General features: G+C 59.4%; 11 protein-coding genes. 4 read left to right on the plus strand and 7 right to left on the minus strand.

Annotation, left to right across the window (positions count from 1 at the left end; all coding sequences use genetic code 11):
• The first annotated feature begins 142 nt into the window (after positions 1 to 142).
• On the plus strand, positions 143 to 1,192 hold the full coding sequence (locus tag AC5RV1_RS08965; protein ID WP_493994252.1) for a PDDEXK nuclease domain-containing protein: 1,050 nt from the start codon (positions 143 to 145) through the stop codon (positions 1,190 to 1,192).
• 16 nt (positions 1,193 to 1,208) lie between these two features.
• Here AC5RV1_RS08965 and AC5RV1_RS08970 read toward each other — a convergent pair whose 3' ends face one another.
• Positions 1,209 to 2,342 (minus strand): tyrosine-type recombinase/integrase, encoded by a 1,134-nt coding sequence (locus AC5RV1_RS08970; protein WP_493994253.1) that lies wholly within the window; start codon positions 2,340 to 2,342, stop codon positions 1,209 to 1,211.
• Between the two features lie 285 nt (positions 2,343 to 2,627).
• Between AC5RV1_RS08970 and AC5RV1_RS08975 the strand changes: the two genes are divergently transcribed.
• Together AC5RV1_RS08975 and AC5RV1_RS08980 are read left to right on the plus strand one after the other, a co-directional pair.
• The gene (locus tag AC5RV1_RS08975) at positions 2,628 to 2,963 is read left to right on the plus strand and encodes a PDDEXK nuclease domain-containing protein (protein WP_493994254.1); all 336 of its coding nucleotides are present in this window, start codon (positions 2,628 to 2,630) and stop codon (positions 2,961 to 2,963) included.
• Positions 2,964 to 2,967: 4 nt separating this feature from the next.
• Positions 2,968 to 3,786, plus strand: coding sequence for a hypothetical protein (locus AC5RV1_RS08980; RefSeq protein ID WP_493994255.1), 819 nt, complete (start codon positions 2,968 to 2,970; stop codon positions 3,784 to 3,786).
• A gap of 623 nt (positions 3,787 to 4,409) precedes the next feature.
• Here AC5RV1_RS08980 and AC5RV1_RS08985 read toward each other — a convergent pair.
• The 6 genes from AC5RV1_RS08985 to AC5RV1_RS09010 all read right to left on the minus strand — a co-directional run bounded on the left by AC5RV1_RS08985 (position 4,410) and on the right by AC5RV1_RS09010 (position 10,826).
• Positions 4,410 to 5,933 (minus strand): SulP family inorganic anion transporter, encoded by a 1,524-nt coding sequence (locus AC5RV1_RS08985; protein WP_493994256.1) that lies wholly within the window; start codon positions 5,931 to 5,933, stop codon positions 4,410 to 4,412.
• Between the two features lie 200 nt (positions 5,934 to 6,133).
• A complete protein-coding gene (locus tag AC5RV1_RS08990; protein WP_493994257.1) occupies positions 6,134 to 6,559 on the minus strand; it encodes a universal stress protein in 426 nt (141 codons plus the stop codon).
• Positions 6,560 to 6,737: 178 nt separating this feature from the next.
• On the minus strand, positions 6,738 to 7,541 hold the full coding sequence (locus AC5RV1_RS08995; RefSeq protein WP_493994258.1) for a sugar phosphate isomerase/epimerase family protein: 804 nt from the start codon (positions 7,539 to 7,541) through the stop codon (positions 6,738 to 6,740).
• Positions 7,542 to 7,604: 63 nt separating this feature from the next.
• Positions 7,605 to 8,531, minus strand: coding sequence for a carbohydrate ABC transporter permease (locus tag AC5RV1_RS09000; protein ID WP_493994259.1), 927 nt, complete (start codon positions 8,529 to 8,531; stop codon positions 7,605 to 7,607).
• Positions 8,521 to 9,516 carry a carbohydrate ABC transporter permease gene (locus AC5RV1_RS09005; RefSeq protein WP_493994260.1) on the minus strand — a complete coding sequence of 332 codons (996 nt, stop codon included), beginning with the start codon at positions 9,514 to 9,516 and terminating at the stop codon, positions 8,521 to 8,523. The genes AC5RV1_RS09000 and AC5RV1_RS09005 overlap by 11 nt, the downstream gene beginning before the upstream one ends.
• Positions 9,513 to 10,826, minus strand: a complete 1,314-nt coding sequence (locus tag AC5RV1_RS09010) for an ABC transporter substrate-binding protein (protein ID WP_493994261.1) — start codon at positions 10,824 to 10,826, stop codon at positions 9,513 to 9,515. The genes AC5RV1_RS09005 and AC5RV1_RS09010 overlap by 4 nt, the downstream gene beginning before the upstream one ends.
• A gap of 179 nt (positions 10,827 to 11,005) precedes the next feature.
• Between AC5RV1_RS09010 and AC5RV1_RS09015 the strand changes: the two genes are divergently transcribed.
• Positions 11,006 to 11,932, plus strand: coding sequence for a LysR substrate-binding domain-containing protein (locus AC5RV1_RS09015; protein WP_493994262.1), 927 nt, complete (start codon positions 11,006 to 11,008; stop codon positions 11,930 to 11,932).
• Positions 11,933 to 12,465: the final 533 nt, after the last annotated feature.

The following is a 12,465-nucleotide window of genomic DNA, read 5'->3' on the forward strand; positions in this document are numbered from 1 at the left end:
TAGTCCAGAGTTCTTTGGACTATTTGATGCAGGGATGGGGAGCGGCGCAGGAGCGGGTTCTGAATTGTCCAAAGTTCTTTGGACTATTCAGGTGCCGACCGTGACGAGGGGCCCTGTCGGCTCCAACGACTAAGGTGGGGGCGTGCCCCCGATAGAACCTGAACTGCCCAACGGCTATGCCGGCATCCTCGTTTCCCTCAAGGAACTCGTCAGCTCGGCACAATTGCGCGCTCAGCAGGCCGCAAGCAATGCCATGGTCCAGATGTACTGGGAAATCGGATCCACAATCCTGGAACGACAGGCAGCCCAGCCCTGGGGCACCAAGATACTGCAGCGACTGGCAACAGACCTGAAATCAGCGTTTCCGCACATGCGTGGCTTCTCCCGTTCAAACCTCTTCTATATGCGGGCATTCGCAGCAGCCTGGGACTTGTCCGACCCCGAGGACAAGGCCCGGGTTGGCGGCCTGCCCTGGGGCCACATCATCGAACTGCTCAAACTGAAAGACCCCGAGATCCGCAATTGGTATGCGGAACGAGCAGGCGAGCAAAACTGGAGGCTTGAAGTCCTCGAGCACCAGATCACAACAGGACTTCATCGCAGGGCTGGCTCTGCACCGAACAACCTTGAAGAACGTCTGTCCGAGGATGGGGCGGCCTTGGCACGCAGCGTGGCCAAGGATCCCCTGGTCTTCGACTTTCTGGGCTTGACCAAGGAAGTCGAAGAACTAGCCATGGAGGAGGCCATGACCCAGCGGATGTCTCAGACGTTGGCCGAGTTCGGCCGAGGCTTCGCGTTCTATGGCCGGCAGTTCCACCTCGATGTAGAAGGTGAGGACTTCTACATTGACCTTCTCCTGGTACACGTGCCAACCAACCGCTTTGTTGTCGTGGAGCTCAAGTCCGGCAAGTTCAGACCCGAGCACCTGGGACAGTTGAACTTCTACGTGGCAGCCGTCAACGACCTGGTGAAGTTCCCAGGGATGGCCCCCACAGTGGGCATACTCGTGTGCGGCTCAAAGCATGAGCCGACAGTAAGGTACGCCCTGGACGGGTCCTCCCAGCCCGTCGCCGTCACCTCCTACACCTACGACTCCCTTCCTCCGGAGGAACGGGCGGCGCTGCCGTCTCCAGAGGCAATTACGGCCGCTCTTGAGCAGGGAACAGTGGCAGACTCCAGTGACGATGACTGAAAACGGGATACACAAGCTATGAAATGAAGCCTCTAATGGACCGTTCCGTGGCGTCGGCGCCGTCCTGGAGCGCTTGAGGCATCAGGTGCCCGTACACCTGCTCAGTAGTTCGAACGGAGGCATGGCCCAAGCGGCGGGATATCGCGAAGAGGGACATCACGCCGTCCTGAATGAGCCAGGAGGCGTGGGTGTGGCGCAGGTCGTGGATTCTTGGGGTCTTCGAAAGACCGCGGGCGCGGGCGGCATCTACGGCCGGTACCCAATGGTGCTGCCAGAAAGGTTTGTGCGCGATCCGGTTTCCACGGGGAGTTGTAAACAGCAGCTCGCTGCCCGGCCGGCCTGCAACTAGGGGGAGGAGCAGGTTCACCAGGGCGGGGTTGAGCCCGATTGTGCGCTTTCCCGCCCCAGTTTTGGTTGGACCGATGTAGTAGCGGGATTGCCCGTCGCGTTTCCACGCTTTGTTGATTCGTGCGGTCGGCGGTGTGGAGAGCAGATCGATATCGGCGACCTTTAGTGCCGTTGCTTCGCCAAATCTGGCTCCTGTCATGACCAGGAATTGCACGAAAGTCTTGTACGGCTCGTGAATGCCTTTAATGAGCATGCTGAACTCGGCGTGGGTGAGGAACATGGCTTCGTCTTCTGCTCTGTCAACCGAGGGGAGGGGGACGCCCCGGCAGGGATTGCGGGAGACGTAGCCAAGCAGCTCAGCGGTCTTCATCGCTGCCGACAGCAGCCCGTGCATGTTGTGGATACTCTTTGGCGCGACACCCTCGACGGTAAGGCCCTTGATCCAGCGCATGACCTCCCGATAGCCGAATTCATCGACCGGAATGTGCCCAATCGACTTCCGAATGTGCAGGTCGAGAATCCGCTGATAGGTTCCGATAGTCCCGGAAGAGGGGCGAACCAGCAGGTCAATGTGTTCCTGGACTAAGTCCGCAACGGAAGGAACACTTCCCTGCCCCGGTTCTGGAGGAAGCTGAGCGAGAGCCGGCATCGTGCCGTGGTCGCTAATGTACCGGGCGACGCCGCGGGCTTCCTCCTCGGAGCGCAGAGTCAGTCGGTGCTGATGACCGCTCCCATAGTCCCGCCACCGCACCGAGAAAGCCACAATCCCGTTCGAGCGGGGGCGAGTAATAATGCTGGCCACAGGCCAAGGGTACGCCAGGTGAAACTCGTCGTCAGCGGCGGAACCGACCTACCATGGGGCATGGCCATGAAGAGTCCCGAACCTGCACACGAGGGTCCGGATCAGTCCCTGCAGCGTCCCGGCCAAGACCATGACAGCGGCAGTGCACCGAGACCGGGAGGTCCCAAATCCCGGCGCCAGATTATCGATGAAGGGCTCAATTACGTTCTGAGGCACGACGCTGAGCTGCTGCTCCGTCTCGCCGACGCCTGAGTTCCTGCATCGGTCGGCGTCCTTACCCCGTTAGTGCGGTTAACGGGCTACGTCGTCATTGAACTCAAGACGGGTAAGTTCCAGCCCGAATACGCTGGGAAACTCAACTTCTACGTCGCCCTCGTCGATGACATGCTCCGCCGTGAACACCACAACGAAACCATCGGCATCCTCATCTGCGGCACCAAGAACGACCGCAGCGTCAGGTACAGCCTCGGCCGCTCAGCCTCGCCTATGGCTGTTGCTGCCTACACCTACGACAAGCTGCCCCTCGTTGAGCAGCAAGCTTTGCCAGATGAGGGACATATAGTCGCAGCCCTGGAATGGGCCGAGCCGGATTTGACCGATGCCAAGCAAGGGGAGGTCTGAGCCATTGATCATCATCGACGAACTTTCGCACCTCGTACTGACATACATAGCAGCGGTTGAGAGCCGCGGAGGCAAGCTATCAGTGGAGGCGTTGAACGCATATGGTAACCAACCTGAGCGAATCATTTTCAATGAAATGTATGCTGCCCAGGCTGGTCGCGGCGTTCTCACATCCGCCCAGGTCAGCAGCGAGAACGATGAGCCGTGGATTCATGACGAAGGGTTTGACCACTTCTTCTCGCGCCTGCATTGGATTGAGGTCAGCGACGGTGCGGTCCACTTGACCCAGCTAGGGAAGGCCGTACTTGAAGCCGCCAATAGCGCGAATCTAGAAAGCGATTCAACCATTGAGGTCCTGATCGACCCCAGCAATCAGTTTGCCTACGCTCAAGTTATGAACAAGATTGCTCAGGTCGGCCAATCTCTCGTCGTTGATCCCTATCTCAATGCTGAGACGGCCATCGATTTGGCGCAAATACACACAGTAAAGAGGGTCCTGACTGGCAATCGCAATATCCATAAGCTTGAGGGTAGATTCAGCATCGTTATGCGTTCCAGGTCTGATTTCGAGATCCGCTACTTGGAGCAAAAGTCACTCCATGACAGGTATGTAATCTCAGAGGCAGGCTCCGTAACCGTGTTGGGAAGCAGTTTGAACTCAATCGCCCACCGTCAAGGGGTCATCACTCCTCTCGACACAATGGGGTCCAAGTTCATCTCCGATGCGTACGAAAAGCTGTGGCGGCAGGCTTCTTCGCTCAAGGAGATATCTGGATCCAAGGAGACAGATGTTCTCGCAACCTCGGAACAACGAACCACATAGGTATGCCGCGGGCATTCTGTCAGATTGGACTGTAAGAGTGCTCGTCAGAAATGTACGGAAAAAGCGATTTGCGCCCTATCTTGACTGTATTTGGGTCGCGGCCTGACGTCAGGTTGGGGTGTGCCCTAATCGAACCAACTCCCTACTGCGTGGCGCCGGGTTTCCGAACTTTCCGAGTATGGGTCGGTTACATCCGAGGCCATGTCGCCGGGGCTCTAGGCAGGCGTGGTCCAGCAGCGTTGTTCATGAGGCACGAGTAGTTCAGAATCGGATACGCGCGTGCGTACCAGTAATCGACACAGTGCTGCCTTCAGACCAAAAGGACCTCCCGTGTTGCGATGATGGGAGGCCCTTTCTGGTTTCAGGAGCGTGGCATCGCTTGAGCTATCCTCTGAGGAAATTCGACCGGCCTTGCCCATTAGGTAAGGAACTGGACGAGAGCACCTAAGTCATTGAGGTTGTGGGCGAACGGCCAGCTGTCCACAACCAGGGTGTTCCTGTCGCGGGCGAGCCACGGCAGTTCGGCCGAGCTGTGGTCTGTCGCTGCCCCCCGGAGGCATTGTCCGAGAAGACCCGATCCAGGACCTGGCCCAAGCTGGCTTCAACAGCAGGGAAAATGAACATTAGTGGCCGACGCCCAGCTTGCCGCCGAGCCGCTCGCGCATGGTGGTGCTCGCGTCGTTGAGGCCGATGATTTTCACGTTCTTGCCGTGGTGGCGGTACTTCTCGGCGATCGCGTCCAGGGCGGCGATGGTGGAGGCGTCCCAGAGGTGGGAGGCGTGCATGTCGATGACCACGTTTTCCGGATCCAGCGCGTACTGGAACTGGGTGTAGAGGTCGTTGGAGGAGGCGAAGAACAGCTCGCCGTTCACCACGTAGGTGGCGGTCTCGTGGCCCTCGGTGGTGGTGACGGTCCGCTCCACGGTCACGAAGTGCGCGACGCGGCGGGCGAACAGCACCATGGCCACCAGCACGCCGACGCCTACGCCGATGGCGAGGTTGTGCGTGGCGACGGTGACGATGACGGTGGCGGCCATGACGATGGTTTCGCTCTTGGGCATCATTTTCAGGGTGCGGGGGTGGATGCTGTGCCAGTCGAACGTGGCCCAGGAGACGAAGATCATCACTGCAACCAGGGCGGCCATCGGGATCACCGACACAACGCCGCCCAGGGCCACCACGAGGATGAGCAGGAAGACGCCGGCAAGGAAGGTGGAGATGCGGGTGCGGACACCGGAGGCTTTGACGTTGATCATGGTCTGGCCGATCATCGCGCAGCCGCCCATGCCGCCGGTAAAGCCGGTGACGATATTCGCGACGCCCTGGCCCCAGGCCTCACGGCTCTTGTGGGAGCGGGTGTCCGTGATGTCATCAACGAGCTTGGCCGTCATGAGGGACTCGAGGAGCCCGACGAACGCCACGGCAAGGGCGAAGGGGAAGATGACCTGCAGGGTCTCAAGAGAGAGCGGAACGTTCGGGATGAACAGCGACGGCAGTGAGTCCGGCAGCTCGCCCTTGTCGCCTACCGTGGGGACGGCGATGGAGGCCAGGACGGTGATGAGGGTGAGGACCACGATTGCCACGAGCGGGGCTGGGACGGCCGTGGTGAGCCTGGGCAGGCCGAACACGATCAGCAGGGCCAGCGCCGCGAGCGGGTACACGAGCCACGGGACGCCGAGCAGTTCAGGGACCTGGGACATAAAGATCAGGATGGCCAGGGCGTTGACGAAGCCCACCATCACCGACCGGGGAATGAAGCGCATCAGCTTCGCCACCCCGGACAGGCCCAGGACGATCTGGAAAATCCCGCCGAGGATGACGGCGGCGATGAAGTAGTCCACGCCGTGGGACTTCACGAGTGGGGCAATGACCAGGGCAATCGCTCCGGTGGCGGCGGAAATCATGGCCGGCCTGCCGCCCACAAAGGCGATGGTGACGGCCATGGTGAAGGACGCGAACAGGCCAAGCCGCGGGTCGACGCCGGCGATGATCGAGAAGGCGATTGCTTCCGGGATCAGGGCCAGGCCGACGACGAGCCCGGCGAGGACTTCAGTCTTAAGCCTTCTGGGGGATTTAAGCGTTTCCCGGACCGATTGGAGTTGTCCGGGTGTATAGGCGGGGACTTCCCCGGCGGTTTTGGCGGCCATTGCGGGCTCCGTTCAGATCAGGAAGACGCGCATCAGCGCCCTCACCACCGACGTTGATCATGGCAGCTCGTGGAGTCGTGGATCTGGCAATCAACGAGTGTGTCAAAACCGCCGCGGAACCTGTCGCAGGTGGACATGCCTACCAACAGGCACGCAGCTACGCAGAGCGACTGCGCATGGATCGTTCACACAATAGCCGTCTACTCTTCGTAGGTATTGGCGATGTAAACGTCACACGGTGCGTTGTGCGCCACACTGTTGGCTACGCTGCCCAGCAGTCGGCCAATGCCCCGCATTCTTCGGTTGCCGACCACGATCATCCTTGCATCCAGGCGCATGGCCTCCTTGATTAGTGCCTCCGCCGGTTTACCCTTAGCAGCAAAGTGCGTCACGTGCACTCCGTCCTCCCCGGTTTTGGTCAGCATCTTGGCGACTTTTCCGGCGCTATCTGCCTCGGAGATAAGGAGCCGGTCTGAGCCTCGGCCAAGGGCTTCAACGCGTTCGTTGTCAAAGACTGTCACGACGTGAAGAGAGGCGCCCAAAGCTTTGGCAAGCCCCCGCGCGTACTCTGCCGCCTTCATGGCCGTTTCGCTGCTGTCGACTCCGACAACTATTACTCCACTCAATTTTCTTCCTTAGCTTGTGATACATGGCAGCCCCGCGGCTAACCGGATAACGGGTTGAAGCTGCCAGCTACAGCCACTGGCAGCTTCAACCAAGGGAAACGTGTCGGACCGTTCTAAGCCTGGGCGACTCAGCTGTGAGGTTGTCTCTGGTCCGTCGTGCTCGGCTTGCTGGTTGCTTCTAGAGGACTGATTTCAGGTAGCGGACAGACTTAATGAAGTCCTCATCCAAGTGGGGCTCGCACTTTGCTTCCATGGTGAGCTTGCCTGTGTAACCGTCGGCTTTCAGGGCAGAGACCTGACCGGCGATGTCCGTTACGCCGGTGCCGAAGTGCTGCCACGTCATGACACCGTCCATGAACTGCCCGTCTTTGAGGTGGACATTCCTGATGTAGGGCTTGAGGATTTCATAGCTCTCGCGGAAGTGTTTCTGTTCCGCCTCGTAGAGGTTGCCGGTATCCCACACGTAGCCGAAGTTATCCCTCCCTACGCCCTTGAGCAGAGCCAGGCAGTTCTCTCCGGTGTCCGCCCATGAGCCCGGGATATTCTCGAGCTGGACAGTAAACCCGCGCTTTCCGGCCCGGTCAGCCGTGTCACCGAGGATATCGATGACCCGCTGCAAATCTGCTTCAGTGTCTCCCGGGTTGCGCTCAACGCCGAAGACGATGAGCGTATTGATACCCATGCGTTCGGCCAGGTCCAGGCTCATGTCCAGGATGCCGTTGGAGTGCAGGGACAGAAGGTCGCTGTTGAGCGGCGCCTTGTAAAGCCCGGGGGAAACGGCGGAGAGAGTGATCTCATAGTCTTTTGCATATGTCTTGAGGCGATCCCACGCGGCCGCTTCCACTACCGGGAACCGCTTTGCTTCGACCATGCGGATCTCAATGTCGCTGATCCCCTCGGCTTTCGTGGCTTCAAAGATGCGGGGGAATGCCGCGGGGGAGCGGTCCGGAGTAACCTCATCCGTGACGGTCGACAAAATCATATTCAGCGTTCTTCTTTCTGGTTGTTATGGAAGGAAAACTCTTGGCTCAGTGGCACAGGATTGTTAGCCCTTGACGGCGCCCGTGGTCATGCCCCGGACCAGGGATTTTTGCAGGAGCAGATAGACCAGGAGGGACGGTATAAGAGCCAGGAAAGCTCCGGCGAGCAGTACGCCGGTGCCGACTTGCACGTCTGCCCGCAGGCTGGCCAATGCCACCGTGATGGTGTAGTCAGAGGTGCTGTTGGCTGCGATCAGCGGGAGCAGATACTGGTCCCAGACACCAATGAAGCCGAAGATCGTAATGACGCCCAGTGCCGGCTTACACAGAGGAAGAATGACTTGGAACAGCATGCGAATCTCGCCGGCGCCATCGATCTTTGCTGCTTCCTCGATTTCATCCGGGATGTCCTTCATGAATGCGGTCATCACCAGGATGGAGAAGGCTGAAGCAGCGACAGGCAGCGCCACGGCCCATATAGTGCCTCGCATGTTGATGCCCGTCAGCGGTACATCCCCTAGGACCACAGCCAGAGGCACAGCGACTACTTCCTCAGGCAGCATCATGGTGGCAAGGAACAGGCCAAGCACCACTGCCTGGCCGCGGAAGCGATGCCGTGCAAGGGCATAGGCGCTAGTGACAGCGATGATCGTCTGAAGAAGCAGACCGAAGCCTGCTATCAGCACCGAATTCATAAAGAATCCCCAAACACCCCGGTCTGTCGCCACCTCGAAGTTACGAAGGCTGGGGTTCTGCGGGATGAGGCTGAGCCTGGTTGGGTCCGAATTAAGGTCGAATGCACTGGCGATGATTGCGAGGATGGGTCCGGCAAAGATGACCACCACTAGTACGGCAAGCGCGATTCGAAGCAGGACCGAAGATGTACGGGAGTTCTGCCAGCCAAGAGCCGTCTCGAACCTGGTTTCGTCATGCTTCGGTTTACGAGTGAACTTGAAAGTGCCCCTTCGCAGAGCGTGGCTATCAACGGACATGGTTGGTGCGTTCCTTCCGTTGGCGCATGACGAGCACGGATCCTAAGGTCAGTGCCAGGGTTGCGAGAAGTAGCAGGACCGAAGCGGCAGATGCCACGCCGATGTCGTTTCGTTCGAAGCCCAAGGAGTAGACCCTGGTCATCCAGACGTCTGTGGCACCGGAGGGGCCGCCTCCGGTCAGAACCCAGACGTCTGTGAAGACTCTGAGGCTGCGGATGGCTGCGAGAACGATGACGATGGTCATTGCAGGACGGAGCGCCGGGAGGACTATGTACCTGAGCCGTTGCCAGGTACTGACCCCGTCGATAGCCCCGGCTTCGTACAGGGATCGGTCGACGGCTGCCAGTCCGGCGAGGATAATCACCATGTTGTAGGGCGCACCCTGCCAGATTCCGACTGCCATCACCGAGGCCAGCGCAGTGTCAGCGTCTTCGAGGAACCGGACCGGCCCGATTCCGACCAAACCCAACACCGAATTGATCAGACCGTCAGGAGCCGGGTAGTAGATAATTCGCCAGATCTCCCCGATCACAGCGGTTGCCGTAACGACCGGCAGGAATGCCAGAGTCCGCACGAAGGCAAGGCTTCGACTGGCTCCTTCAAGAATCATCGCCAGAGCCAGTCCGCCTATGACAGACCCGGTTGACTGACCCAGGCCGAGCACCAGGGTGTGCCAGACGGCACTCCCAAACTTGGGATCCTGGAACACCGTTATGTAGTTGTCCAGGCCAACCCAGACATCACCGAGAAACGGGCGCACCTCGTGAAAGCTCATCGATATGCCCGCGAACATGGGAATGAACTTGAAGTACAGGAACAACAGCAGGGCGGGGAAAAGCAGGAACCAAATCATCCAAGGGAACGACTTCCGCCGCCGGCGCTCAATGTGCGGTGCTGATTCTCCCGGAAACTCCTGTTTTGGCTGCGCCGGCGCGACAGGGACCTCGGCTACAGCTGCGGAGGGACGGACGACGTGCTTTGTCACTTCAGCGCGTTCCTGCTCGACAGGTCTTCGGTCATACGGTCTGCCAGAGCTGACAGTTCGCCAGGCACATCAGAGGCGCACTGCCCGAACATGGAGTTCAGCGTTTCGGCAACATCTTGGCGGATAACCGTGAAGTCGATATCAGAGGGCAACAGCTCCGAGTCTGCGAGCTGCTCCTGCACCACGTTCCAGCGCGGATCGCCATAAGCTTCCGCCGCGTCAACAGAGTCGTTGACTGGGAGGCGTACCACCGGTTGCCCCGGCGCCGTCATGCCCAGCTTCTGAGCCTCGGGGGAGATGAGGAATTCAGCGAGGGCTTCCTGCTTATCGGGCTTGTTAGTTGAAGCACCGAAGTAGATGCTGGTGCGCTCTGTCAGCGTCTTGCTGCCGCCTGGGCCCTCAGGTGCGGTTATGACCTCGTACTTGTCCTTTCCGGGAGCCTTGTCGAAATTGGCAAAGGCATACGGCCCGGTCTGGTAGATTCCCGACTTGCCTTCGGCGAAGAACGGCGTGGCGCTGGCATTAGTCAGAGCGCCCGGCTGGACCATGTTCGGAGTGCAGAACAGCTGCTTCAACCAGGAAACTGCCTCGACGGTCTTCGGGTTATCCACTTCCACGCCGTACTTGCCGTCATTGCCGCTGACAATGGCACCCCCGCGCTGCCACAGATAGGACGAAGCCCACCACGTGAAGAATCCGCGGTCAGTAGTCCCTGGGACGGTCATCCCGTAGGTGTCACCGTTGACTCCGTTGCCGTCCGGGTCGCCCGTTGCGAAGGCTGTAGCCAAGGCCAAAAGTTCGTCGTGGTTCTTGGGTACTTCCTTACCGAGGCGTTCCCTCCAATCCTTTCTGATGAAGGTCACTTGGGCGTGCTGGCTGAAGGGCACACCGAAGTAGTTCCCGCCGGCCGTCTGCACAGAATCCCAGGAAGCGTCGCTGAGCTGATCCGCTCCTTCGATGGTGTCCCGGTCAACTGGACGAAGCATGCCCTTGTCCGCGTAGCTCGCCATGCTCGACTGGTCATAGATCATCACGTCGGGAAGGTCCTTTGCTGCGGCGCGCGACTGCAGCTGCGTCTCGAACTCCACAGTGGCCAGGTAGTCGACCTTGATGCCGGTCTTTTCCGTGAAGGCGTCAAGCACCGCCTGGTAAGTCTTTGCGGCCTCCGGGCCGCTTCGCGACCAGACTTCCAAGGGCTGGCCGTCATCGGTGGTGCTCGCCGGTTGGGATGACGAGCATCCTGCTGAGCAAATCAAAGCGACCGAACATCCCGCTGCCATAAGCGAGCGGAAAAGAGTCAATTTAGTCATGGGTTGATCCTCGGCTCTTCCTCCAGCATGGAGGCCCTCAATCTGAGGCTGGAACCGACTGTACCCAGCAAAGGGGCCTTTGTGAGCGGCATCACCATACGCACTCAAGATGCCCATATCGTGCTTTCCGATGGATACCTTTGCTCTGGGATACTGGTGATCCGCACCAAAGGGAGTACATGGACACCTGGAAGCTTGAAGCCTTTGTGAAGACGGTCGACCTGGGCAGCATTTCACGCGCCGCCATCGCCCTTCACCTAGCCCAATCTGCCCTGAGCCAGCACCTGTCGAATCTCGAAACCAGGCTGGGTGTGAAGCTGCTGGTCAGAACCAAGCATGGCGTGGAACCCACCGCAGCGGGGCGAGTGCTGTATAGGCATGCTCAACTGATCGTCCGGGGAGTAGATAACGCCGTGCAGGAGGTCAAAGCGGTATCAGATGGCCCCAGCGGACGGGTTTCTGTTGGTTTGGCCCCGTACAGCCTTGCCACCGAGCTGGCGGTCCCGCTCATTGAAGCCGTGCGGGAGGCAGCGCCAAAAATCGTCCTTCATGTCAGGGAAAATTTCGGCTCAATTTTGAGTGAAGCAATTGCAACTGGGCAGATGGATTTGGGCATCCTGTACACCCCGGTTCCTCTGCGCGCCGTGCACGTCGAGCCACTTCACCGGGAACGCCTCTACCTGGCGACGAATGTACGGTCCGATCTCCCGGATACTGTCTCCTTCACAGCCCTCACTGACGTGGGTGTCTTTTTGCCCTCGCGCCAGCACTCCATCCGACTTGCCGTAGACGCCGCCTTCCAGCAGCACAATCTCTTCCCGCGGCTGCTAGGTGAGGTCGAATCGATGCCCACCCTGCTTGAAGCGATTGGCAGGGACCTGGGGGCAACCATCCTGCCGTTGTCAGCATTTCCGTCGCTGGAGAAGTATCCCGACGTCCAGCTCCACGAACTGGAGGACCCGATTACCGAGATAGGCCTTGCCCTGTGCACTGGCAGTCACCAGCCTTTGTCTGAGCAGGCCCGCGTCGTCGAACTCATCCTTAAGGAACTGCTGGCCAAGCGGGCCGGCATCACAGCGGCGCACCAGCCGGCTACGGATGCTTGAGGCTAAGTCTGCGTAGCCTGATCCGCATTGGCGCAGCGCAGCTGGAGTTCCCGAAGGTCCTTTTCCACTAGGCTCAGTGCTCCTGATCGGGTAAGGGGCGAACTTTTGCGCCTGCTACCCCTCATCGGCCGGCGGCTGGCAGTGGGCCGTTGCGGGCGTTCGGCTTCCGCCGGTTCCGTTCCTTCAAAGGGGTTCAGAAAGAGTGGACTCCCAAAAGACTCCGGCATCTTCGTTTGCCCCTCTCCGGGTTTGAATGTCTATCAGGGCCCTCCTTGCCTCGCCCGTACCGGGTCGAGCACCTACAGGACGGAAGCCTTAAAAGACGTTAGCCTGCTGCAACTGATCATCAGAAATACCTGTTTCAGGTGGGGGCATAAGCGCTGTCACGGGTATAAGCCCTTCCGCCCAGTCCCCAGATCATCCTCCGTGAGGGCCGCGTGCAGGAAGTTCGGTGTCATAAGCAATGCTTATCCGTCCACGCACTTTAGGTCTTATCCATAACTGCATTTCACTCCCTAGGCTCAAAAGGAGAT

This window comes from Arthrobacter sp. Hb9-2, from assembly GCF_059091165.1.